Source organism: Pseudomonas coronafaciens pv. oryzae str. 1_6 (assembly GCF_000156995.2).
GTDB lineage: Bacteria > Pseudomonadota > Gammaproteobacteria > Pseudomonadales > Pseudomonadaceae > Aquipseudomonas > Aquipseudomonas tremae.
Genome location: NZ_CP046035.1, coordinates 3,729,442 through 3,752,723 on the forward strand (window position 1 = coordinate 3,729,442; position 23,282 = coordinate 3,752,723).

Below are 23,282 nucleotides of genomic sequence, written 5' to 3' on the forward strand. Positions count from 1 at the left end.
TGTGTTACTGGCGCATACCGCGCCCGCTGACCAGGAGCCGTGCGCAGCCAAGGTACAGCACGATGGTCGCAACGATCATGAACGCCAGAGCGATGCTGATCTTGATGTCGGACACGCCCAGAATGCCGTAGCGAAATGCGTTGACCATGTGCAGGACCGGGTTGGCCAGCGACACGGTCTGCCAGAACGGCGGCAGCAGGTTGATTGAATAGAACACACCGCCCAGATACGTCAACGGGGTCAGAACGAACGTCGGGATAATCGAAATATCATCGAAATTGCGCGCGAACACTGCGTTGATGAAACCCAGCAGGGAGAAGATCGTTGCGGTCAGCACGACCACAATAATAGTCACGCCCAGGTGATGCACTTGCAGGTCGGTGAAAAACATCGACAACATGGTGACGATGAACCCCACCATCAGGCCGCGCAACACACCGCCCAGGGTGTAGCCGACCAGAATGGTGTGCGGCGACACCGGCGAGACCATCAGCTCTTCGATGGAGTGCTGAAACTTTGCACCGAAGAAGCTTGAAACCACATTGCCGTAGGAGTTGGTGATCACCGACATCATGATCAGGCCAGGCACGATGTATTGCATGTAGGTGAAACCACCCATGTCACCGATCTGCCGACCGATCAGATTCCCGAAAATCACGAAGTACAGGACCATGGTGATCGCTGGTGGCAGCAAGGTCTGTGGCCAGATCCTCATGAAGCGGTGGACTTCGCGATAGACGATGGTTTTCAGGGCAACCAGATTGGGACGCAGTTCGCCGTTTTGCTCAATCATACCGCCACCTTCGCCAGGTTTTTCTCAACCAGAGACACAAACAACTCCTCAAGGCGATTAGATTTATTGCGCAGGCTCAACACTTCAATGTTCTGGAACGCCAACTGGCTGAACAGCGCAGTGATGCCGACATTCTTGTCGACCTGAACTTCCAGCGTATGGCTGTCCAGCAGCCGGCAGGGAAAGCCCGGCAACTGAGGAGCGTTCTGCCAGGATTCCTTGAGGTCGAGCACAAACGTCTCGACGGTGAGCGTGGCGAGCAGCTGTTTCATTCCGGTGTTCTGCACTATCACTCCATGGTCGATGATGCCGATGTTGCGGCATAGCTGCTCGGCCTCTTCCAGGTAGTGAGTGGTCAGAATGATGGTGATGCCTTTTCTGTTCAGCTCGGTGAGGAAGGTCCACATCGAGCGGCGCAGTTCGATATCCACACCGGCCGTTGGCTCATCGAGGATCAGCAGACGCGGCTCGTGAATCAGCGCGCGGGCAATCATCAGGCGCCGTTTCATGCCGCCGGACAACGAACGCGAAGGCACATCGCGTTTGTCCCACAGACCCAGCTGGGTCAGGTACTGCTCGGCGCGTTCCTTGGCAATTTTCGCCGGGATGCCGTAGTAGCCGGCCTGAGTCACGACGATATCGAAGGTCTTCTCGAACTGGTTGAAGTTGAACTCTTGCGGCACGACGCCGATGCAACGCTTGAGCGCAGCAGGTTCACGGTCCAGGTCGTGACCGAAGATGTTCACTGTTCCGCCGGTCTTGTTGACCAGCGTCGAGATGACGCCAATGGTGGTGGATTTGCCAGCGCCGTTAGGGCCGAGCAAGGCGAAAAAATCACCTTCGGCCACGTCCAGATCGATGCCACTCAAGGCCTGGAACCCGTTGCCGTAGGTTTTGGTGAGCTGCCGAATGGACAGAGCGGAAGACATATCTTGAGAAATACCCATCAGGAAAAAGGAAATGAATCAGGCTGGAAGCAGCGGCCAGTCGTCGACCCGCTCAGCCTCAATCGAACAATGGTGCTTGGCTGAGCCGGTCAAGTACAGACACATCTGTTAATAGTAAATATCGAGCGCCGGGCATGATCCATCTGGCCCCGTTTGCAGCATCAGGTCAGCGGGCTCATGACAGCCTTGCGATAGGCCGGACGTGCTTTCAGACGTTCATACCAGGCTTGGAGGTGAGGCAGCGGCGGACGTTCAATCGGCATTTCAAACCAGCCGTAGGCAAAGCAGCCCAGCGGAATGTCGCCCATACCGAAAACCTCGCCAGACAGATAAGGCTGTCGAGACAACGCCTCATCGGCGATCAGCAGCAGACCGTGCAGGTTCTTTATGCCTTGCTCGATGGCAGGCCAGTCCTGCTTGTCAGCCGGCGTGCGCACCACGCCCCAGAATACCGGGCTGAAGGCAGCAGCAATGGTAGAAGTAGTCCAGTCCATCCATTTGTCTGCACTGGCTCGGGCCTGCACATCAGCGGGGTACAGCTCGGAATCAGGGGCGTGACGCGCCGCCAGGTAGCGCACGATGGCATTGGACTCCCAAAGCACAAAATCGCCGTCTTCGATCATGGGGATGCGCCCGTTGGGGTTTTTCGCACGATAAGCCGCTTCGTCGACCAGGCCGAACGCGCCGCCGGCATCCTGGGTTTGATAAGAAACCCCGACTTCTTCGGCAACCCAGAGCGCCTTGCGCACATTGCTGGAATTCTTCCGTCCCCAGATTTTAAGCATTGCGTTCCCCTCGCCTACGCTGGTAAATGAATACCATCAGTCTACGCCGATCCTGCGGCAACTTCCTTGTTAGCCAGGGGTCACTATCGATGTCGCCTCACCACTGCCTGGCGACCAGTTACTGGTAGCTGCCAGGGCGGCTGTCATCACGGAGGAACACCTATGCTGTTGTTGTGGATTGTAGTGCTGGTCGTCGGCATTGCCTGGCTGGCTCACCGACGTATCGACCCGCTCCCGGCGCTTGGCGTAGTGGCTGTCTATTTGTTGGCCATGGGTATTTTCGGCCGCGCGCCAGGATGGCTGCTGACAGTGTTCTGGTTGTTGTGGCTGGCGCTATTCATACCGCTGATACTGCCTGATCTGCGCCGTAAACATTTCACCACCCCGATGTTCAGCTGGTTCCAAAAGGTCTTGCCGCCCATGTCGGAAACCGAGCGCGATGCCATCGACGCCGGGACGGTCTGGTGGGATGGCGAACTGTTCAGCGGGCGTCCGGACTGGGACAAATTGCTGGCCTATCCGAAAGTCCGCCTGACCGAAGAAGAACAGGCGTTTATCGATGGCCCGACCGAAGAACTCTGTGCGATGGTCAGCGATTGGGAGATCGGCCAGGCGATGGACCTGCCACCCCAAGCCTGGGCGCACATGAAAGCGCACGGCTTTTTCGCTCTGATTATTCCCAAAGAGTTCGGCGGCAAGGGCTTCTCGGCCTACGCTCACTCTCAGGTTGCGATGAAACTGGCCACCCGCAGCGGTGACCTGGCGTCCACCGTGATGGTCCCCAATTCCCTCGGCCCGGCTGAATTGCTGCTGCATTACGGCACCGACGAACAGCGCAATCACTACTTGCCGCGTCTGGCACGTGGTGAAGACATTCCCTGCTTTGCGTTGACCGGTCCGCTGGCAGGCTCCGATGCAGGCGCGATGCCCGACACCGGCATCATCTGCAAAGGCCAGTGGCAGGGCGAAGAAGTCATCGGCCTGCGTCTGACCTGGGAGAAGCGCTACATCACCCTCGGCCCGGTGGCCACCCTGCTCGGCCTGGCCTTCAAGGCTTACGACCCCGAGCACCTGCTGGGTGAAGAGGAAGACCTGGGCATCAGCCTGGCGCTGATCCCTACCGAAACCCAGGGTGTGGAGATCGGCCGTCGCCATCTGCCGCTGGGCGCCGCGTTCATGAATGGCCCGAACTCGGGCAAGGACGTGTTCGTGCCCCTGAGCTACCTGATCGGTGGTCAGCCGATGCTCGGCAAAGGCTGGATGATGCTGATGAACTGCCTGTCGGTGGGTCGCTCGATTTCGCTGCCTGCGGTCGGCACTGGCGCGGCCAAATACACCAGCCTGGTGACAGGGCAGTACGCCAAGGTTCGAGAGCAATTCAATGTGCCGCTGTCGGCTTTTGAAGGTATTCAGGAGGCACTGGCGCGCATAGGCGGCAACGCCTGGCTGATGGACAGCGCCCGCATGCTGACGGCCAACGCAGTCGATCTGGGCGAGAAACCTTCGGTACTGTCGGCGATCCTCAAGTACCACCTGACCGAGCGTGGCCGCGAGTGCATCGGCCATGCGATGGATGTGCACGGTGGCAAGGGCATCATCATGGGGCCGAACAACTATCTGGGCCGTAACTGGCAAGGCGCGCCGATCTTCATTACCGTCGAAGGCGCCAACATCCTCTCGCGCAACCTGATGATCTTCGGCCAGGGTGCCATTCGCTGCCATCCGTTCGTGCTCAAGGAAATGGCGTTGGCCGGACGCGAAGACAAGCAACAAGCCCTGCTCGAGTTTGACAGTCTTCTGCTCAAGCACATCGGGTTTGCGGTAAGCAACGCGGCCAGCACCCTGATCCTCAATCTCGGCTTCGGGCATTTCGAACGAGCGCCGGGCAACAGCCTGAGTCAGGGCTATTTCCGCGCGCTCAATCGGCAGGCAGCAGCGTTTGCGATGCTGGCCGACCTGAGCATGATGCTGCTGGGTGGCGAGCTGAAGCGCCGTGAACGCCTGTCCGCACGGCTGGGTGACGTACTCAGTCACATGTACCTCGCCTCGGCCGCGCTCAAGCGTTATCACGATCTGGGTTCGCCCGACCACATGAGCCCGTTGTTTCGTTGGGCGATGGAAGAAAGCCTCGGGCATTCGGAACGTGCGATGGACGAAATCCTCAGCAATTTTCCTAACCGGTTGCTGGGCGGCGTACTGCGCGCTTTGGTCTTCCCGTTTGGCCGTCGTCACAAGGGGCCGTCGGACAAGCTGGACGGCGAGGTTGCACAGGTGCTGGGCCGAGCCAAAGGCGATCCGACCCTTGAAGAGCTGCTGGCAGGCTGCTACCGCCCGCAATCGGCAGAAGACCCGGTGGGCGCCCTGCAACATGCAGTGGACCTGCTGAGCGCCGCCTATCCGCTTCATAAAAAATTGCAAGTGGCGCTCAAAAGCGGTCAGGTCAAACCCGACGCCGGCGAACATGCCATCGACGCTGCGTTGCGTCTTGGTGTGCTGCAGGCAGATGAAGTGCAGACATTGCGCACGGCGGAAGCGGCTCGTCGCGTGGTGATCGATGTGGACGACTTCGACAAGGAAGAGCTGACACTGACGGAAGGCAAGATTCGCTGATCCGTCGGGTAGCACCACACAGCAGGCGCGTAGAGCTTTATACTCTCGCGCCTGTTTTTGCATTTGAGGATTACCCCGATGGCCGACGCCACTCTCGACTACCAACTTGGCCTGCTGGCACACCTGCGCAGCATTCTGGTCGCGCTGGGCGAGGCCGAGCAGGTTCCTGAAGAAAGCCATGCCTTGTTCATGGAACGCTTCGATGAACTGGTCGAACAACTGCCGCTTGACCCGATCGAGAGCCAGTACCTGGGACAAGACATTCTGTGCCAGGTGATTCAGCGCTACCCGCAAATCGCCCATCTGGTGCCTCGCGACCTGCTGTGGTTCTTCGCCGGCGACTGCCTGCACTTCATGCCTGATGACGAAATCGAGCTGTATCAAGCGCTTGAAGAGCGTCGTTACGAAGCAGAGCAGAACGATGAGCCGTTTGACTGGAATCAGGAAAAGCAACTGCTGTCCATTCCCGCCCAAGGCAGCAAGCACTGAGTAGCCACCTACCCGCTCTCTGAAAACATCGATAAATACGATCATTCCATACCGGGATTTGATTCTGTTTATCGATCAGGCGGGCCTACCATGACACTCATTATCACCTGATGAGGAGTGCCTTTTTTTCATGACTCAATTTCGTAAAGTGCTGTCTGTTCAGGCTGGCCAACCTGCCTCTGACGGCGCTGGCGTGAAACTGACGCGGGTGTTCGGTGGCCGTGGCGTAGAGCAGTTCGATCCGTTTCTGATGCTGGACGAGTTTGGCTCGGACAAACCGGACGATTACATCGCAGGTTTCCCGCCCCATCCGCACCGTGGTTTCGAAACAGTGACCTACATGCTCGAAGGTCGCATGCGCCACGAAGACCACATGGGCAACGTCGGCCTGCTGCAGGGCGGCGGCGTGCAATGGATGACCGCCGCTCGCGGGATTATCCACAGCGAAATGCCCGAGCTTGAACAAGGCACCATGCGCGGCTTTCAGTTGTGGCTGAATCTGCCTGGCAAGAACAAGCTGAACGACGCCAGCTATCAGGACATCCAGCCGGAAAACGTTCCCCGCCTTACCACCGAGCAAGGCGTACACGTTGTGGTTCTGGCCGGTCGTTTCGATGACGGCAAGGTTCAGCAGCTCGGGGCCGTGCAACGCCCAGACACCGAACCGCTGTATTTTGACTTCCACATGCCTGCAGGCAGTCGCATCAGCCCGCAATTGCCCGCTGGTCACCTTGCGCTGCTGTACGTGTATGAGGGCAGCGTCGAGCTTGAGGGCAGCAGCCAACCGATTGGCGTGCGCCAGATAGCGCGGCTGTCCGACGAAGGCGAACTGTTGATCAGCAGCACCGACGGCGCTCGAGTGCTGTTGATTGCAGGCAAACCCTTGCACGAGCCGATTGTGCAATACGGGCCATTCGTGATGAACACGCGTGAAGAGATCGAGCAGGCGTTGCGCGACCTCCGGGAAGATCGCCTGACCGCGTGATACCCGCCCTGCCCCCTGCACCACCGGGAATCCGTCATTCAATCCGGTTTCCCGGTCGTCAACGGCAGCCTGACACGGCAGCACCCTCGCAAGGTCCACCGCTCGTGGCTGGTTAAGCCAGCCGCAGGAACCGTTTCAATTCTGCGCCTTGGGCAATCGCGTCGTGGCGACCCAGCTCAATCAGCTCACTGCAATAACCCGACTCGAACAACAGATAGCTGAGGACACTGGCGCCGCTGCTCTTGGTCGCCCCCGGGCCGCGCAGAAAAGTGCGCAGTGCCGGCGGCAACTCGCGGCGGTGACGTGCAGCAATTTCGTCCAGCGGTCGGCTGGGAGAGATCACCAGCACTTCTACCGGCTCCATGCCCGGTTGCCTTATCTGCTCGTCGGGCAGCAGCGCACTGGCCATGTTCAACCGCTCCAGCAGTTCGATATCGCTTTCGAGGTTGTCGATGAACGTGCTGTTGAGCATGTGCCCGCTGATTTGCGCCAGGCTCGGTTGAATGCCGCTTGGCGGACGCGGCGCAGGCCTTTCGCTCTTGAGCCCGCGCGGATTGCCGCTGACCCCCACCACCAGCACACGATTTGCCCCCAGGTGCAGCGCCGGGCTGATCGGTGCCGACTGCCGCACGGCGCCATCCCCGAAGTATTCCTGATCGAGCATCACCGGGGCGAACAGCAGGGGAATGGCAGAACTGGCAAGCAAGTGGTCCACCGTCAGTTGCGTTGGCCGACCGGTACGCCGATGACGCAGCCAGGGTTCGATAGTGCCGCGACCTTGATAGAACGTGACTGCATGCCCTGACTCGTAGCCGAAGGCTGTCACCGCCACTGCACGCAGATGATGGGCGTCAATGGCGGCTTCGATCCCGGAAAGGTCCAGCCGCTCGTTGAGCAGATCACGCAAGGGTGAACTGTTGAGCAAGGCAACCGGAATATTGCGACCGAACCCCATCAGGCTGCGTCCAAAAAACCGGCTGGCCTGATGAATCACGCCTGACCAGTCACTGCGCAGCACTTGGTGACTGCGAAATGACTGCCAGAACTCGGTCAACTGGTGAATGGCGATGCGAAAATGCAGCGCGCCGCTGGCCAGCTTCACTGCGTTGATCGCACCTGCCGACGTGCCGACAATGACCGGGAAAGGATTGGGTGAACCGGCAGGCAGCAGGTCGGCAATGCCGGCAAGCACCCCTACCTGATAGGCGGCACGGGCACCGCCTCCTGACAGAATGAGCCCGGTCACGGGCTCGACATTGCTTGTCACAGTACTGCTCGAAACGACGGGTTCTGGCATCTGCAACTGACCTCGGTGATCGAAGACACTTTATCTATGCTTGTTATATAGCTTCGGTTCACCTGCCGGTCGACTTTTGAAACGTCGATGGGCCCACAGATATTGTTCCGGGCATTCGGTAATGGCTTTTTCTACCCACTGATTGATGCGCAGACAGTCGACTTCGTCGCTTTCACCCGGAAAATCTTCCAGGGCAGGATGAATGACCAACCGATAACCGCTGCCATCGGCCAGCCGCTGCTGGGTGAACGGAACCACCCGCGCACGCCCCAAGCGGGCAAATTTGCTGGTGGCGGTCACGGTGGCCGCCTGAATGCCGAACAGCGGCACGAACACACTTTGTTTGGCGCCATAGTCTTGGTCGGGCGCGTACCAGATGGCACGTCCGGCGCGCAGCAGCTTGAGCATGCCGCGCACATCGTCGCGTTCGACGGCCAGCGAGTCGAGATTGTGACGCTCGCGGCCACGACGCTGGATGAAATCGAACACCGGGCTCTTGTGTTCACGGTACATGCCGTCGATGGTGTGCTGCTGGCCCAGTAGCGCGGCGCCGATCTCCAGCGTGGTGAAATGCAGCGCCATCAGGATCACGCCTTCGCCCTGTTGATGAGCCTGCTGCAGGTGTTCAAGCCCTTCGACCCGAGCCAGCTTCGCCAGTCGCTGCCTGGACCACCACCAGCTCATGGCCATTTCAAAAAAAGCGATGCCCGTGGAGGCGAAGTTTTCCTTCAGCAGACGCTTGCGCTCGGCAGCGGACAAATGCGGAAAACACAGCTCGAGGTTGCGCGATGCAATATTTTTTCGATCAGTGGCCACCCGATACATGACTGCGCCCAGAGCTCGACCAATGACCAGCAAGACCCGAAAAGGCAACTGGACGATCAGCCACAAAAGCCCCAGCCCCAGCCACAACGGCCAGAAACGGGGATGAAGGAAACTGGATTTAAAGCGCGGGCGATCCATTTGGGCTTCCGTCAGAACAAAGGCCGCGCATTCTACAACGGTTCGACCCGCTTGCGGCTCGCGGGCGTTCTCGCTATAAGTCTCGGCACTTTTAGCGACAAGCTGTTGTGTATATCAACCATGAGCCAGATTGAATCGCAAAACCCGGAACCCGTATTTCAACTCAAGGGCAGCATGCTCGCCATCACTGTGATGGAGCTGACCCGAGCCAACCTCGAAGCGCTCGACAGGCAACTGGCGGCGAAAGTGGCGCAGGCTCCCAACTTCTTCAGCAACACGCCGTTGATCCTGGCTCTGGACAAACTGGCGCCCCACGAAGGCGCGGTGGACCTGCCGGGGCTGATGCGCATCTGTCGTCAGCACGGCCTGCGCACCCTGGCCATCCGGGCCAATCGCATTGAAGACATCGCTGCAGCCATCGCCGTCGATATCCCGGTGCTTCCGCCATCCGGTGCTCGTGAACGCGTACTGGACCCGGTCGAAGCCGAGGCGCCAAAGAAGGTTCCGGAAAAACCGCCCGAGCCCGTTATCAAGCCGACCCGTGTGATTACGTCGCCAGTCCGCGGCGGCCAGCAGATCTACGCCCAGGGCGGCGATCTGGTCGTGGTCGCGCCTGTCAGTCCCGGCGCGGAACTTCTGGCCGATGGAAACATCCATGTGTACGGCCCGATGCGCGGCAGAGCACTGGCAGGTATCAAGGGTGACACTCGGGCAAGGATCTTCTGTCAGCAACTCAGCGCCGAGCTGATTTCGATTGCCGGGCAATACAAGGTCTCCGAAGACTTGCGCAGAGACCCTTTGTGGGGCTCGCCGGTCCAGATAAGCCTTTCCGGTGATGTGTTGAACATCATTCGTCTTTAACGGATACTGCCGCAATTTTCAAAGTATCTCTGATTCGCCGCGAAAAGGTCGCAAAGGCTGTAGGAAATCCTGAAAGGCGTCGCTTTTCAGTCGGCATATGAGTTGAAAGTAATAGCCCGGTGCTAGCTTTCCAGGATCATGCCATTTGATTTCCAGAACTCTTCGACCCCTGCTGCGTCACGAGATGCTCTTCAGGGACTCAACGTCCTTTTCATCTAGGGGTGATTCACCTTGGCCAAGATTCTAGTTGTTACATCCGGCAAGGGTGGTGTGGGCAAGACCACTACCAGCGCCGCCATCGGTACAGGCCTCGCATTGCGCGGCCACAAGACTGTCATCGTCGACTTCGACGTCGGCCTGCGTAATCTCGACCTGATCATGGGCTGCGAGCGTCGCGTCGTTTATGACTTCGTCAACGTGGTCACAGGCGAAGCCAACCTGCAACAGGCGCTCATCAAGGACAAGAAGATCGAAAACCTGTTCGTGCTGGCCGCCAGCCAGACACGTGACAAGGATGCACTGACCAAGGAGGGCGTTGAAAAAGTCCTCATGGAACTGAAAAAGACCTTTGAATACATCGTCTGCGATTCGCCAGCAGGTATCGAAACCGGTGCTCATCTGGCGATGTACTTCGCCGACGAAGCCATCGTCGTGACCAACCCTGAAGTCTCCTCGGTACGTGACTCTGACCGCATGCTCGGCCTGCTGGCCAGCAAATCGCGTCGCGCAGAGCTCGGTGAAGACCCGATCAAGGAACACTTGCTGCTGACCCGCTACAACCCCGAGCGCGTCAGCAAGGGCGAAATGCTTGGCGTGGAAGACGTGAAGGAAATTCTCGCCGTCACCCTGCTGGGCGTGATCCCGGAATCTCAGGCTGTCCTCAAGGCGTCCAACTCGGGCGTACCGGTCATTCTGGATGACCAGAGCGACGCCGGTCAGGCGTACAGCGATGCAGTCGACCGCTTGCTGGGCAAAACACTTGAGCACCGTTTTCTGGATGTGCATAAGAAAGGATTCTTTGAACGTCTGTTCGGGGGTAACTGATGAATATTTTTGACTTCTTTCGTGACCGCAAAAAAGAAAGCACGGCCTCGGTAGCGAAAGAGCGTCTGCAGATCATCGTTGCGCACGAACGTGGCCAGCGAACGACCCCTGACTACCTTCCTGCCCTGCAGAAAGAGCTGGTGGAAGTGATCCGCAAATACGTCAATATCGAGTCCGATCAGGTTCAGGTCGCTCTGGAAAGCCAGGGCAGCTGCTCGATTCTGGAACTCAATATCACCCTGCCAGATCGCTGATCAGGCAGTCGTCCACGGCGGCATCGGCGCACTTCTCAAGAAGCTGCGCCTTTGCCGCTGTCGGCGTTTCTAGCGTTTCGAGGCCGTTGCATGCCGCTGTCCAACATCCGCATCATTTATCAGGACGCTGCCGTTCTGGTGATTGACAAGCCTACCTTGCTGCTTTCCGTCCCCGGCCGCGCCGATGACAACAAGGATTGCCTGATTACCCGCCTGCAGGAAAACGGTTACCCCGAAGCCCGCATCGTTCATCGTCTGGATTGGGAAACGTCCGGCATCATTCTGCTGGCTCGCGATCCCGATACGCATCGCGAATTGTCGCGGCAGTTTCACGATCGTGAAACCGAAAAAGCCTACACCGCGCTGTGCTGGGGCCAGCCGTCGCTGGACAGCGGCAGCATCGACCTGCCCTTGCGCTACGATCCGCCGACCAAGCCGCGCCATGTCGTGGATCACGAGGCTGGCAAGCACGCGCTAACGTACTGGAAAGTTCTCGAACGGCATGCCAGCCATTGCCGGGTCGAACTCACGCCTGTCACCGGCCGCTCTCACCAGTTGCGCGTGCACATGCTGTCCATCGGGCATCCGCTGCTGGGCGATGGCCTTTACGCCCATTCCGAGGCGCTGGCGGCGTACCCGCGCCTGTGCCTGCACGCCAGCATGCTGAGTTTCACGCATCCCGGCAGCGGCGAACGAATGACCTTCGAGTGCCCTGTACCTTTCTGACCTGCATCACACAGCGGTTCTGAGCCATGACTATAGTGTCCACGCCTCGCGTGGTCATGCCGTTCGTGACGCTTTGCGTCACACAGCAGTTCCGTGATGTCAGGTGAGTGCAACCCAAGGCAACGTTTGAGCCAATGCGGTAAACTCGCGCCATTGCTGTCTGGAGCTATTTATGCGCGACGAGTTGAACAAAGGCCTCATCGATTTTCTCAAGGCCTCGCCTACCCCCTTTCACGCCACCGCCACCCTTGTGCAACACTTTGAGGCTGCGGGTTTTCAACGTTTGGACGAACGTGACACCTGGGGCATCGAAACCGGTGGCCGGTACTACGTCACACGCAATGATTCTTCCATTGTCGCGTTCAGAATGGGCCGCCAGTCGCCGCTTACCGGCGGCATCCGCATGGTCGGCGCGCACACTGACAGCCCATGCCTGCGGGTCAAGCCGCAACCGGAACTGCAACGTCAGGGCTTCTGGCAATTGGGTGTCGAAGTCTACGGCGGTGCGCTGCTGGCCCCTTGGTTCGACCGCGACCTGTCGCTGGCCGGCCGGGTCACCTTCCGCCGTGACGGCAAGGTCGAAAGCCAGCTCATCGACTTCAGACTGCCGATCGCTGTCATCCCCAACCTGGCTATTCACCTGAACCGCACAGCCAATGAAGGCTGGGCGATCAACGCGCAAAACGAGCTGCCGCCGATTCTGGCGCAAGTCGCCGGTGACGAGCGCGCAGACTTCCGCGCGCTACTGACTGATCAGTTGGCACGCGAACATGGCCTGAACGCCGATGTAGTGCTTGATTACGAGCTGAGTTTCTACGACACCCAGAGCGCAGCAGTCGTTGGCCTCAATGGTGACTTCCTGGCGGGCGCACGTCTGGACAACCTACTATCATGCTTCGCAGGCATGCAGGCGCTGCTCAACACCAGCAGTGATGAAACCGCCCTGCTGGTGTGTACCGATCACGAGGAAGTGGGCTCATCCTCGACGTGCGGCGCAGACGGCGCGATGCTGGAACAGATCGTCCAGCGCCTGCTGCCAAGCAGCGAAGACTATGTACGCACCATTCAGAAATCGCTGATGATTTCCGCCGACAACGCTCATGGCATACACCCCAACTACGCCGAGAAGCATGATGCCAATCACGGGCCCAAGCTCAACGCCGGGCCAGTCATCAAGGTCAACAGCAATCAGCGCTACGCCACCAACAGCGAAACCGCAGGTTTCTTCCGCCATCTGTGCATGGCTGAAGAAGTGCCCGTGCAAAGCTTCGTGGTGCGCAGCGACATGGCCTGTGGCTCCACCATCGGGCCGATCACCGCCAGCCACCTGGGCATACGTACGGTCGACATCGGCTTACCGACATTCGCCATGCACTCGATTCGGGAGCTTGCCGGCAGCCACGATCTGGCGCATCTGGTCAAGGTATTGGGCGCGTTCTATGCCAGCCATGAGCTGCCGTAGCAGTCACCAAGGACACAAACTGTATCGCGGGGCAGCCTGCTGTCCCGCACCTCAGCCGCTGCCGCTCGATAGATGCCTGGTCAGAATAAAATTCAATGTTCGCTGAGAATGAAAGAAATAAGTACAGCATGGGTGTTTCGAAAAAGGGACTTCATGTCCCGCAATCCATTGACGTACCCTGTCAATGCTTGACACCGGCGTTTTCGAATAAACCGGTGGACGTGGTTCAGGCATCATCGTCTTCGGGTTTACTGACGATATCGTCATCTTCGTTCACGTAATACGGCATGTCGGCCTCAACGCCTTTCTCTCCTGTTTTGGCAACCAGTTGCCTGTATTTTTTGCCATCCCAGAGCCGGAAAATAAGCGTGGAGTCCTCGCCACCCGAGAGCGTTGAGCCCTCGCTGCCAATAAGCTTGCTGCGAGCGCCCGCGACCAGAACGCTGTTCTTTCCGGCGGTCAACTTGCATTGGTCTCCAGCCATCAACGTACAGTCATTCCCGCCTGTAAGTTTGCTTCGATCACCCGCAGTCAGGTAACTGTTGTTTCCGGCCAGCAACTTGCTGCGATCACCGGCTGTCTGATTGCTGTCTGCGCCGGCGATCAGCCTGCTTCGATCACCTGCCAATTGCACGCTGAACGCACCGGCAATAAGCGTGCTGCGAAACCCCGCTGTCTGCGAACTGCCCTTGCCGGCAATAAGCATGCTTTTATGCCCGGCAACTTGAATACTCTCATGGCCCGCAATCAACGAACTGCCATAACTTGCAATCTGGTTACTGCCGTAGCCCGCAGTCAATGTACTGCGCATACCAGAGGTAAGACTGCTGCCGTAACCCGCAATCAGCACACTGCGCAGCCCGGCTATCAGCGTACTGCCATAACCTGCGGTCAACAGACTTCTGATCCCACTGGTCAGCGTACTGCCATACCCGGCTATCAACGAGCTGTCTTCCCCGGCCGTTGCGGTACTGCCATAGCCCGCAGTCAATGAACTACCACGCTCTGCGGTTTGCGTACTGCCGTAGCCAGCCGTGAGGGTACTTTCATAGCCTGCTGTCTGCGTGCTGCCATAGCCTGCAATCAGGGAACTGGAAAAGCCAGCGGTGGAAGTACTCCCGTAGCCGGTAGTAAGCGAGCTGTTTTCCTGTGCCGTCTGCGTGCTGCCGTAACCGGCAGTCAGCGTACTCTCGTAGCCTGCGGTCTGAGTACTGCCGTAACCCGCAATCAACGAGCTGGAATAACCGGCGGTGGAGGTACTTCCATAGCCGGTAACGAGATCACTGTGCTCCTGTGCCGTCTGCGTGCTGCCATAGCCAGAGGTTAGCGTGCTCTCGTAGCCCGCGGTCTGAGTACTGCCGTAACCCGCAATCAACGAGCTGGAATAACCGGCGGTGGAGGTGCTTCCATAGCCCGTGGTGAGCGAGCTGCTTTCCTGTGCGGTTTGCGTACTGCCGTAACCGGCAGTCAGTGTGCTCTCGTATCCTGCAGTTTGCGTGCTGCCATAGCCGGCAATCAAAGAACTGGAATAGCCGGCGGTGGAGGTACTTCCATAGCCAGTGACAAGGTCACTGCGCTCCTGAGCTGTTTGCGTACTGCCGTAGCCTGCAGTCAGGATACTTTTGAAGCCCGCCGTCTGAGTGCTGCCGTACCCGGCTATCAGCGAACTGTTCGATCCCGCAGTTGAAGTGCTGCCGTAGCCTGCGACCAGATCACTGCGTTCCCGAGCGGTCTGAGTACTGCCGTAACCGGCGGTCAGCATACTTCTGTAACTGGCTGTCTGAGTACTGCCATAACCCGCAATCAGTGAACTGCCAGAGCCTGCCGTACCCGTACTCCCGTAACCCGCTATCAGGTCGCTACCGTCTCTGGCCGTCTGAGTACTTCCATAACCCGCCGTCAGGATGCTCTTGTGACCTGCTGTCTGCGTGCTGCCGTAACCCGCCACGATGAAGCTTTCATGCCCCGCAGTGCCTGTACTCCCATAACCTGAAGTCAGGTTACTGTCGGCCCCGGCTGTTTGTGTACTGCCGTAGCCCGCTGTCAGAATGCTACCTTCCCGAGCAGTCTGGGTACTGCCGTAACCTGCTGTGAGCGAGCTGTCACTGCCAGAGGTCTGTGTACTGCCATAACCGGCGATCAGAGAACTGTCGGCTCCTGCTGTTCCAGTGCTGCCATAACCCGCCGTCAGGTTACTGCCCTCTTGCGCGGTCTGTGTACTGCCATAACCTGCTGTCATTGCACTGTCTGCGCCCGAGGTCTGCGTGCTGCCGTAGCCTGCTATCAACGAGCTATCGGAGCCAGCCGTCCCGGTGCTGCCATACCCGGCTGTCAGGTTGCTGCCCTGCTGAGCGGTCTGGGTACTGCCGTAGCCTGCCGTGAGCGAGCTGTCACTGCCAGAGGTCTGGGTACTGCCATAACCGGCGATCAGGGAGCTGTCGGCGCCTGCCGTACCAGTACTCCCATAACCCGCCGTCAGGTTACTGCCCTCCTGCGCGGTCTGTGTACTGCCATAACCTGCTGTCATTGCACTGTCTGCGCCCGAGGTCTGCGTGCTGCCGTAGCCTGCTATCAACGAGCTATCGGAGCCAGCCGTCCCGGTGCTGCCATACCCGGCCGTCAGGTTGCTGCCCTGCTGGGCGGTCTGGGTACTGCCGTAGCCCGCTGTCAGTGCGCTATCACTCCCGGAGGTCTGTGTGCTGCCATAACCGGCGATCAGCGAACTGTCAGAGCCAGCGGTGCCTGTACTGCCGTAACCAGAAGTAAGATTGCTTCCCTCTTGAGCGGTCTGAGTGCTGCCGTAGCCCGCCGTCAGGGAACTGTCACTTCCTGACGTCTGTGTGCTGCCATAACCGGCGATCAGCGAACTGTCGGCACCTGCTGTGCCAGTGCTGCCGTAACCGGCGGTGAGATTGCTGCCTTCTTGGGCCGTCTGAGTGCTGCCATAGCCTGCGGTCAAGGCGCTGTCCCCGCCCGAGGTCTGAGTACTGCCGTAACCCGCGATCAGCGAGCTGTCGGAACCTGCAGTGCCGGTGCTGCCATACCCGGCGGTGAGATTGCTGCCTTCCCGGGCCGTTTGCGTGCTGCCGTATCCCGCCGTCAGCGAACTGTCCCCACCAGAAGTCTGTGTACTGCCGTAACCTGCGATGAGCGAGCTATCGGAACCCGCCGTGCCGGTGCTGCCATACCCTGCCGTCAGGTTGCTGCCTTCGCGGGCGGTCTGGGTGCTGCCATAACCCGCAGTCAGCGCGCTATCCCCTCCGGCAGTCTGGGTGCTGCCATAGCCTGCTACCAAAGCGCTGTCGGAGCCGGCGGTTCCTGTACTTCCATAACCGGCAATAAGATCACTGTGGTTGCCAGCGGTTTCGGTACTGCCATAACCGGCAATGAGCCGACTGTGGTTATCGCCACTCAACGTGCCGCCGTAAGTGGCGGTCTGCAAAGTCTGCGGCACCGTCACCGGCAAGTTGTTTGCCAAGGGGGCTGTCGCGCTGACCAACGCCACATCGAACACTTCATGACTGGCCTGTTCGGCCACAGGTAACGTGACACTTACCGCCGCAGGCGTGGTCAAGAGCATAGGCGTAGGCGCGGGCATTGATGCCTGGTCGGCCTGACGTGCCGAAATGAAGTGTGACGCACTAATTTTGTCGCCGACATGAACCACCTCGCCTCGCGGAAACTTGACCATCCCCGGTTCTTCCAGGCTGATGATGTCTGTAACGGCGACCTCACAGACAATCCATCGTGCGTCGGCATGCAGGCTTAGAAAAGCGCTGGTTCCAGCGCCCCACAGCAGACCGACCAAGCCATTCTCATGCCGCCTGGTTGACTGCCAGTATTTGGATTCAACTGTTCCGGAAGCGGGCCATATAAGGCCGCAATGATCGGCCATGTTATTTGCACAGGTACGCAGCACTAACGCCTTGTCGAGATTCATTACAGCATCCTCATAGATCCTTTAAATAAAAGCAGCTGCACTTATCAAGCATTGCTTTACAGGACAACCGCCATGTCAGCCTTAATCCCACAGCGGAACGGCGCACAGGAAAACCACTGGCCTGCGCACTTCGCTCCACACTAAAAAACCTAACACAGCGCATTAGGAAATATTAATTAATTCTAAAATTTTTTCTTATATACCCCTTAAAAATTAGAATAATCACTCTGGAAAATCCTGAAGAAAAACCAACTAATTTACGCCACGCCCCTCCGAGAGAATAGAAATATTTTCAATGATTTTTTTATTAGCTGGCCACGGACACTATATAAAACCTATTAACCATGCCGTACACTTCGCAAGCACTAGAACAATGAAACAACTATTAACTTATATAAAACAGCCAACTAACAAAGGTGCGGGCCGCACCCGGCAAGTGGGTTTGCAATACAAGCGTCAGTTGCTATGCACCTTAGCGCGCACATGAATAGCATCATGACGCCAGTATTCGAGGTCGCAGTCGATCAGCCGGTCGTTGCGATCATAGTTGACCCGCGCAATGCGCAAACCCGGGCTGCCGAGTGAAACCTTCAGGGCGGCGGCTGCCTCGACGTGCAGTGCCGTGGGTACCATGTCGAAATGCACCTGACCGTAGTGAATGTCGTAGCACCGGGCGTAAAGCTCGGTGAGCGACTCGCTCAGGTCGTGTTCGAGAATACCTGGGAACAACTCAGGCCTCAGGTAATGCTCAACGTACAGCACCAGACGCTGGTCGATACGCCGCGCGCGGCAGATCTGGATCACGCTTGACAGTGCCGGCAGCTCCAGCATTTCGCAGATTTTCGCTGACGCCGGCTGCAGACGCGCCGAAAGCAAGCGGGTGTGAGCCACCCTTCCCTGCGCGCAGACCATCGCGTGAAAATGACTGCGTCGAATCAGGTCATAGGCCAGGCGCGGCGGCGATATGAACCAGCCACGTCGCTCTTCGCGGTAGATCAGCCCTTGAGCCTCCAGTTGCAGGAGTGCCTCGCGCAGGGTGATGCGCGTGGTAGCGAATACTTCACTGAGCTTGCGCTCGGCGGGCAGTTGGCTGCCGTGCGGCAACAGACCGTGTTCTATTTGCTCCTGCAAAGCGTTGCAGATAGTGGTGACTGCTCGTGGTACATCTTCGCGCATTTGCGTACCTGTCTGGACTAGACCAGCCCTCTCGCGGGGCACGCATGCGTGCTGCAACCGCTGTTAACTCCATCGGTGCAAGCCTAGGCCGGCCAGATGACCATCCCGTGACACAGCACTTCACAATCCATGCTAGACGCCGCTCCAAAAGCCCTGAAACCCCATTGATTCAGACGCTTTGCAATGGTCTACGCTTAGCCCGAAGCCCTGTCAGGCAGCGGGAACAACGGAATTCTTCGCCCTCCCCGACACGAAAATGTCATGCAACACGCCTAACTTGGCTCAGGTATTGCTGATCTAGACCAAACCATCCGCGATGAAGACTTCTGCTAAAGAAGTGCACAGGAGCTCCGAATGAAACATCTTTTGTTGGCATCACTCCTCGGTTCAGCCATGGCAATGAGTTCCCTGGCCATGGCTGCGGACACGGATCTGAAAACCCTTGAGGCCGCGGCCAAGGCTGAAGGCGCTGTGAATAGCGCTGGCATGCCGGATGACTGGGCTAACTGGGGCGGCATCTGGAAGGACCTGGAAGCCAAGTACGGCCTCAAGCACATGGACACCGACATGAGCTCGGCCCAGGAGATTGCCAAGTTCGATGCGGAGAAAGATAACGCCAGCGCCGACATCGGTGACGTGGGCGCAGCCTTCGGCCCCATCGCCGTGTCGAAGGGCGTGACCCAGCCTTACAAGCCAACCACTTGGGATCAGATCCCGGCCTGGGCCAAGGACAAGGAAGGCCACTGGGCGCTGGCCTACACCGGCACCATCGCCTTTATCGTCAACAAGAACCTGCTGCACGGTTCGGAAATACCAAAAAGCTGGGCTGACCTGAAAACCGGTAAATACAAGGTTTCGGTCGGCGACGTGAGTACTGCTGCCCAGGCCGCAAACGGTGTACTGGCAGCTTCCATCGCCATGAAAGGCGACGAAGCCAACATCGAACCGGGCCTGCAACTGTTCACCGAACTGGCTAAGCAAAAGCGTCTGTCGCTCGCCAACCCGACTATCCAGACTATGGAGAAAGGCGAAATCGAAGTGGGTGTGGTCTGGGACTTCAACGGGCTGAGCTACAAGGCCAAGATGACCAAGCCTGACGACTACGTAGTGCTGATCCCGTCGGATGGCTCGGTGATTTCCGGGTACACCACCATTATCAACAAATACGCCAAACACCCGAACGCTGCCAAGCTGGCGCGTGAGTACACGTTCAGCGATGCCGGTCAGATCCGGCTGGCCGAAGGCAATGCGCGTCCGATCCGCGTAGAGCACCTCAAGCTGCCTGAGACCGTTCAAGCCAAATTGCTGCCGCAAGACCAGTACAAGAATGCCAAGCCGATCGTCAACGCGGATGCGTGGGAGAAGACGTCCAAGGCCCTGCCTCAAAAGTGGAACGAACAGGTCATCATCGAGATGAACTGATCGCCACTGCGACCCAGGGATGGAGTCGTGTGAAACGGGCGAGACAGTCTCGCCCGTACTTCTTCGCCCAAGCGAGTCGCCCATGAAACATAACGTCATCCTGATCGTGCTCGATGGACTCAATTACGAAGTAGCCCGCCATGCAATGGGCCATCTTCAGGCCTGGCACAACGCAGGCCGTGCAGCGCTCTACAAGCTGGAGTGCGAGCTGCCCGCCCTTTCCCGCCCCTTGTACGAATGCATATTGACCGGCGTCGCACCCATCGACAGCGGCATCGTGCACAACAACGTTTCCCGCCTGTCCAGCCAGCGCAGCGTATTCCACTACGCCCGCGACGCCGGACTGAGCACTGCGGCGGCGGCCTATCATTGGGTCAGCGAACTGTACAACCGCACACCGTTCGACCCGGCACGCGATCGCTACACCGAAGCAGCCGACCTGCCGATCCAGCACGGGCTGTTCTACTGGGCCGACCACTATCCGGACTCGCACCTGTTCGCCGACGCCGAAAGCCTGCGTCTCAGGCACGCCCCTAATTTTCTCCTGATACACCCCATGAACATTGACGACGCCGGGCACAAGCACGGCCTCGATACCGCGCAATATCGCAACACCGCCCGCAGCGCCGACATCATCCTGGCGGATTACCTGCAGCGCTGGCTGGACGCGGGTTATCAGGTGCTGGTGACCGCCGACCACGGCATGAACAATGACCGCTCGCACAATGGCCTGCTGCCAGAAGAGCGCGAAGTGCCGCTGTTTGTCATCGGTGAGGCATTCAGCCTGAATGTCGATGCAGCGCCGCGCCAGACCGACCTGTGTGGCACGATCTGCGAGCTGCTTGGCGTGCCCCACGACAAACCGCTCTGCCGGGAGATACTCAAGTGACGCGCTTTACCCGAGGCAAGTGGCTGGCGCTATTGTGCCTGTTGCCATTCGCCCTGTTTTTCATCGTATTCCAGATTGCGCCACTGCTGTGGGTAGTCATCAACAGCCTGCAAAGCGACGCCGGCTGGGGCCTCGACAACTTCGTCAGAGCGTTTGGCTCGAAGTTCTATCGCCAGGCCATCCAGTACAGCCTGGAGATCAGCTTCTGGTCGAGCCTGTTCGGCATCATCATCTCGGTGCTCGGGGCTTACTCGCTGCGCAAGGTGGATTCGCGGCTGAGAGACTTCGTGAACTCGTTCGCCAATATGACCAGCAACTTCGCCGGTGTCCCGCTGGCATTTGCTTTCATCATCCTGCTGGGCTTTAACGGAGCATTGACGCTGATCCTCAAGCAGGCCGGGATCATCGACGACTTCAACCTGTATTCCAAAGCCGGTCTGATCATTCTGTACACCTACTTCCAGATCCCTCTTGGCGTGCTGCTGCTTTATCCGGCATTCGATGCGGTGCGCGAAGACTGGAACGAGTCAGCGGCTCTGTTGGGCGCCAGCAGCTATCAGTTCTGGCGCTACATAGGCCTGCCTGTTCTGACCCCGGCCCTGCTCGGCACCTTCGTTATCCTGCTAGCCAACGCGCTGGGGGCCTATGCCACGGTTTACGCGCTGACCACCGGCAACTTCAACGTGTTGCCGATCCGCATTGCGGCGATGGTGGCAGGTGACATCACGCTGGACCCGAACATGGCCAGCGCGCTGGCCATGATTCTGGTCGGCCTCATGACGCTGGTCACCGTGATCCATCAGTGGCTGTTGAAAAGGACCTACCATGTCGCGCGCTGAACGAGCACCAGCAGCCCTCTACCACAAGACCGTGGTCTACCTGCTGTTTCTGATCCTGCTGCTGCCGCTTGCCGGCACTTTTCTGTACTCGATCGCGACCAGTTGGTCGGCAACTATTCTGCCCAGCGGGTTGACCTTCAAATGGTACGTGGCACTCTGGAGCGACCCACGATTTCTGGCGGCTTTCGGCCAGTCGCTGCTAGTGTGCTTCGGCGCGCTGATTCTGTCGGTGGTGCTGATTTTGCCGCTGCTGTTTGTGGTGCATTACCACTTCCCGCGCCTCGACGGGCTGATGAACATCCTGATCCTGATGCCTTTCGCTGTCCCGCCGGTGGTGTCGTCGGTGGGCCTGCTGCAACTCTATGGTTCTGGCCCGATGGCGATGGTCGGCACGCCGTGGATTCTGATCGGCTGCTACTTCACCATCGCCCTGCCCTTCATGTACCGCGCAATCACCAACAACCTTCAGGCCATCAACCTGACAGACCTGATGGATGCCGCCCAACTGCTCGGAGCCAGCACCTGGCAGGCGGCATTCATGGTGGTGCTGCCCAATCTGCGCAAGGGCCTGATGATCGCCCTGCTGCTGTCTTTTTCCTTCCTGTTCGGCGAATTCGTGTTCGCCAACCTGCTGGTCGGCACCCGCTATGAAACGCTGCAGGTGTACCTGAACAACATGCGTAACAGCAGCGGTCATTTCAACAGCGCGCTGGTGATCTCGTATTTCCTCTTCGTGCTGGTGCTGACCTGGGCCGCCAATCGACTGAACAAGGACAAAGACTGAAATGAGTTTTGTCAGCATTGAAAATCTGCAAAAAAGCTACGCCAGCACGTCGGTGTTCAGCGATATCAATTGCAACATCAAAAAAGGCGAGTTCGTCACCCTGCTCGGCCCGTCCGGCTGCGGCAAATCCACCCTGCTGCGCTGCGTCGCCGGGCTGACCCCGGTCAACAGCGGACGCATCCTGCTGGACGGCAGCGATCTGGTACCGCTCACGCCGCAAAAGCGCAACATCGGCATGGTGTTCCAGAGCTACGCGCTGTTTCCCAACATGAACGTGGAGCAGAACGTCGCCTTTGGCCTGCGCATGCAGAAAGTCAGCGCAGACGACAGCGAAAAACGCGTCGCCGAAATACTGCAGATGGTCGAACTGCACGACTTTGCCAAGCGTTATCCGCATCAGCTGTCCGGCGGTCAGTGCCAGCGCGTAGCCCTGGCCCGCTCGCTGGTCACTCGCCCGCGTCTGCTATTGCTCGACGAGCCGCTGTCGGCGCTGGATGCGCGAATTCGCAAGCACTTGCGCGAGCAAATCCGCGCCATCCAGCGCGAATTGGGCCTGACCACGATTTTTGTGACCCACGATCAGGAAGAAGCGCTGACCATGTCAGACCGTATTTTTCTGATGAATCAGGGCCGGATCGTACAGAGCGGTGACGCAGAAACGCTTTACACGGCGCCAGTGGATGTCTTCGCCGCCGGTTTTATCGGCAACTACAATCTGCTGGAAGCCGACGTTGCCACACGCCTGATGCAACGCCCGATCGCCAGCCGTGTGGCTATTCGCCCCGAAGCGATCCAATTGAGCCTGACCGGCGAACTGGAAGGCGAAGTTCGCAGTCACAGTCTGCTCGGCAACGTGATCCGCTATCGCATACAGGCCCGCGGTGTGGAGCTGGTAGTCGACGTGCTGAACCGCAGCGCCGACGATCTGCACCCGGACGGGCGGCGGGTAACACTGAACATCGAACCATCGGCACTCTGCGCACTGGAATGAGAACGCCAGAGCGCCATGCTTTCAC

20 protein-coding genes are annotated in these 23,282 nt (G+C 58.6%); 13 read left to right on the forward strand and 7 right to left on the reverse strand.

All coding sequences use genetic code 11. From position 1 onward, the window contains the following. Positions 1-4: 4 nt before the first annotated feature. From POR16_RS16620 to POR16_RS16630, 3 genes are all read right to left on the reverse strand, one after another. On the reverse strand, positions 5-793 hold the full coding sequence (locus POR16_RS16620) for an ABC transporter permease (protein WP_005892215.1): 789 nt from the start codon (positions 791-793) through the stop codon (positions 5-7). Further along, positions 790-1,722 carry an ABC transporter ATP-binding protein gene (locus POR16_RS16625; RefSeq protein ID WP_005892214.1) on the reverse strand — a complete coding sequence of 311 codons (933 nt, stop codon included), beginning with the start codon at positions 1,720-1,722 and terminating at the stop codon, positions 790-792. Before POR16_RS16625 ends, POR16_RS16620 begins: the two co-directional genes overlap by 4 nt. Positions 1,723-1,901: 179 nt before the next feature. Next, positions 1,902-2,525, reverse strand: coding sequence for a glutathione S-transferase (locus tag POR16_RS16630; protein ID WP_005892213.1), 624 nt, complete (start codon positions 2,523-2,525; stop codon positions 1,902-1,904). A 162-nt stretch (positions 2,526-2,687) separates the two neighbouring features. Here POR16_RS16630 and POR16_RS16635 point away from each other — a divergent pair, with 162 nt between their 5' ends. The 3 genes from POR16_RS16635 (at position 2,688) to POR16_RS16645 (ending at position 6,609) form a co-directional block, all read left to right on the forward strand. Then, positions 2,688-5,135, forward strand: a complete 2,448-nt coding sequence (locus POR16_RS16635; protein WP_005892211.1) for an acyl-CoA dehydrogenase — start codon at positions 2,688-2,690, stop codon at positions 5,133-5,135. A gap of 78 nt (positions 5,136-5,213) precedes the next feature. Then, positions 5,214-5,624: a PA2817 family protein gene (locus tag POR16_RS16640; RefSeq protein WP_005892209.1), complete on the forward strand. Its 411-nt coding sequence runs from the start codon at positions 5,214-5,216 to the stop codon at positions 5,622-5,624. Between the two features lie 130 nt (positions 5,625-5,754). After that, the gene (locus tag POR16_RS16645; protein WP_005892207.1) at positions 5,755-6,609 is read left to right on the forward strand and encodes a pirin family protein; all 855 of its coding nucleotides are present in this window, start codon (positions 5,755-5,757) and stop codon (positions 6,607-6,609) included. Positions 6,610-6,721: 112 nt separating this feature from the next. Here POR16_RS16645 and POR16_RS16650 read toward each other — a convergent pair whose 3' ends face one another. Then, positions 6,722-7,906, reverse strand: a complete 1,185-nt coding sequence (locus POR16_RS16650; RefSeq protein ID WP_005892205.1) for a patatin-like phospholipase family protein — start codon at positions 7,904-7,906, stop codon at positions 6,722-6,724. 30 nt (positions 7,907-7,936) lie between these two features. Continuing rightward, positions 7,937-8,869 carry a lipid A biosynthesis lauroyl acyltransferase gene (locus POR16_RS16655; protein WP_005892203.1) on the reverse strand — a complete coding sequence of 311 codons (933 nt, stop codon included), beginning with the start codon at positions 8,867-8,869 and terminating at the stop codon, positions 7,937-7,939. 120 nt (positions 8,870-8,989) lie between these two features. On the opposite strand from POR16_RS16655, the gene minC reads away from it, so the two are divergent. The 5 genes from minC to POR16_RS16680 all read left to right on the forward strand — a co-directional run bounded on the left by minC (position 8,990) and on the right by POR16_RS16680 (position 13,216). Further along, positions 8,990-9,730 carry a septum site-determining protein MinC gene (minC, locus tag POR16_RS16660; protein ID WP_005892201.1) on the forward strand — a complete coding sequence of 247 codons (741 nt, stop codon included), beginning with the start codon at positions 8,990-8,992 and terminating at the stop codon, positions 9,728-9,730. 231 nt (positions 9,731-9,961) lie between these two features. Then, the gene (gene minD, locus POR16_RS16665) at positions 9,962-10,774 is read left to right on the forward strand and encodes a septum site-determining protein MinD (protein ID WP_005892199.1); all 813 of its coding nucleotides are present in this window, start codon (positions 9,962-9,964) and stop codon (positions 10,772-10,774) included. Then, entirely contained in the window at positions 10,774-11,028 is a 255-nt protein-coding gene (gene minE / locus POR16_RS16670) for a cell division topological specificity factor MinE (RefSeq protein ID WP_005892197.1), read from the forward strand. The genes minD and minE overlap by 1 nt, the downstream gene beginning before the upstream one ends. A 90-nt stretch (positions 11,029-11,118) precedes the next feature. After that, complete coding sequence (locus POR16_RS16675) at positions 11,119-11,754, forward strand: RluA family pseudouridine synthase (RefSeq protein WP_005892195.1); 636 nt, start codon at positions 11,119-11,121, stop codon at positions 11,752-11,754. Between the two features lie 172 nt (positions 11,755-11,926). Continuing rightward, positions 11,927-13,216, forward strand: a complete 1,290-nt coding sequence (locus POR16_RS16680) for a M18 family aminopeptidase (RefSeq protein ID WP_005892193.1) — start codon at positions 11,927-11,929, stop codon at positions 13,214-13,216. A 226-nt stretch (positions 13,217-13,442) separates the two neighbouring features. Here the strand turns inward: POR16_RS16680 and POR16_RS16685 are convergent, their stop codons facing one another. Beyond that, entirely contained in the window at positions 13,443-17,156 is a 3,714-nt protein-coding gene (locus POR16_RS16685) for a beta strand repeat-containing protein (protein ID WP_154897062.1), read from the reverse strand. A gap of 456 nt (positions 17,157-17,612) precedes the next feature. Further along, complete coding sequence (locus POR16_RS16690; RefSeq protein WP_005892185.1) at positions 17,613-18,332, reverse strand: UTRA domain-containing protein; 720 nt, start codon at positions 18,330-18,332, stop codon at positions 17,613-17,615. Positions 18,333-18,686: 354 nt separating this feature from the next. On the opposite strand from POR16_RS16690, the gene POR16_RS16695 reads away from it, so the two are divergent. From POR16_RS16695 to POR16_RS16715, 5 genes are all read left to right on the forward strand, one after another. After that, positions 18,687-19,754 carry an ABC transporter substrate-binding protein gene (locus POR16_RS16695; protein WP_005892184.1) on the forward strand — a complete coding sequence of 356 codons (1,068 nt, stop codon included), beginning with the start codon at positions 18,687-18,689 and terminating at the stop codon, positions 19,752-19,754. A gap of 82 nt (positions 19,755-19,836) precedes the next feature. Continuing rightward, complete coding sequence (locus POR16_RS16700) at positions 19,837-20,643, forward strand: alkaline phosphatase family protein (RefSeq protein ID WP_005892183.1); 807 nt, start codon at positions 19,837-19,839, stop codon at positions 20,641-20,643. Continuing rightward, positions 20,640-21,482: an ABC transporter permease gene (locus POR16_RS16705; protein ID WP_005892182.1), complete on the forward strand. Its 843-nt coding sequence runs from the start codon at positions 20,640-20,642 to the stop codon at positions 21,480-21,482. The genes POR16_RS16700 and POR16_RS16705 overlap by 4 nt, the downstream gene beginning before the upstream one ends. After that, complete coding sequence (locus POR16_RS16710) at positions 21,469-22,266, forward strand: ABC transporter permease (protein WP_005892181.1); 798 nt, start codon at positions 21,469-21,471, stop codon at positions 22,264-22,266. The genes POR16_RS16705 and POR16_RS16710 overlap by 14 nt, the downstream gene beginning before the upstream one ends. Before the next feature lies 1 nt (position 22,267). After that, complete coding sequence (locus tag POR16_RS16715; protein ID WP_005892180.1) at positions 22,268-23,257, forward strand: ABC transporter ATP-binding protein; 990 nt, start codon at positions 22,268-22,270, stop codon at positions 23,255-23,257. Positions 23,258-23,282 lie beyond the last annotated feature (25 nt).

Coding starts and splice junctions, on each gene's coding strand:
- POR16_RS16620 (WP_005892215.1), bottom strand. CDS start 793: ATGATTGAGCAAAACGGCGAACTGCGTCCCAATCTGGTTGCCCTGAAA.
- POR16_RS16625 (WP_005892214.1), bottom strand. CDS start 1,722: ATGTCTTCCGCTCTGTCCATTCGGCAGCTCACCAAAACCTACGGCAAC.
- POR16_RS16630 (WP_005892213.1), bottom strand. CDS start 2,525: ATGCTTAAAATCTGGGGACGGAAGAATTCCAGCAATGTGCGCAAGGCG.
- POR16_RS16635 (WP_005892211.1), top strand. CDS start 2,688: ATGCTGTTGTTGTGGATTGTAGTGCTGGTCGTCGGCATTGCCTGGCTG.
- POR16_RS16640 (WP_005892209.1), top strand. CDS start 5,214: ATGGCCGACGCCACTCTCGACTACCAACTTGGCCTGCTGGCACACCTG.
- POR16_RS16645 (WP_005892207.1), top strand. CDS start 5,755: ATGACTCAATTTCGTAAAGTGCTGTCTGTTCAGGCTGGCCAACCTGCC.
- POR16_RS16650 (WP_005892205.1), bottom strand. CDS start 7,906: ATGCCAGAACCCGTCGTTTCGAGCAGTACTGTGACAAGCAATGTCGAG.
- POR16_RS16655 (WP_005892203.1), bottom strand. CDS start 8,869: ATGGATCGCCCGCGCTTTAAATCCAGTTTCCTTCATCCCCGTTTCTGG.
- minC (WP_005892201.1), top strand. CDS start 8,990: ATGAGCCAGATTGAATCGCAAAACCCGGAACCCGTATTTCAACTCAAG.
- minE (WP_005892197.1), top strand. CDS start 10,774: ATGAATATTTTTGACTTCTTTCGTGACCGCAAAAAAGAAAGCACGGCC.
- POR16_RS16675 (WP_005892195.1), top strand. CDS start 11,119: ATGCCGCTGTCCAACATCCGCATCATTTATCAGGACGCTGCCGTTCTG.
- POR16_RS16680 (WP_005892193.1), top strand. CDS start 11,927: ATGCGCGACGAGTTGAACAAAGGCCTCATCGATTTTCTCAAGGCCTCG.
- POR16_RS16685 (WP_154897062.1), bottom strand. CDS start 17,156: ATGAATCTCGACAAGGCGTTAGTGCTGCGTACCTGTGCAAATAACATG.
- POR16_RS16690 (WP_005892185.1), bottom strand. CDS start 18,332: ATGCGCGAAGATGTACCACGAGCAGTCACCACTATCTGCAACGCTTTG.
- POR16_RS16695 (WP_005892184.1), top strand. CDS start 18,687: ATGAAACATCTTTTGTTGGCATCACTCCTCGGTTCAGCCATGGCAATG.
- POR16_RS16700 (WP_005892183.1), top strand. CDS start 19,837: ATGAAACATAACGTCATCCTGATCGTGCTCGATGGACTCAATTACGAA.
- POR16_RS16710 (WP_005892181.1), top strand. CDS start 21,469: ATGTCGCGCGCTGAACGAGCACCAGCAGCCCTCTACCACAAGACCGTG.
- POR16_RS16715 (WP_005892180.1), top strand. CDS start 22,268: ATGAGTTTTGTCAGCATTGAAAATCTGCAAAAAAGCTACGCCAGCACG.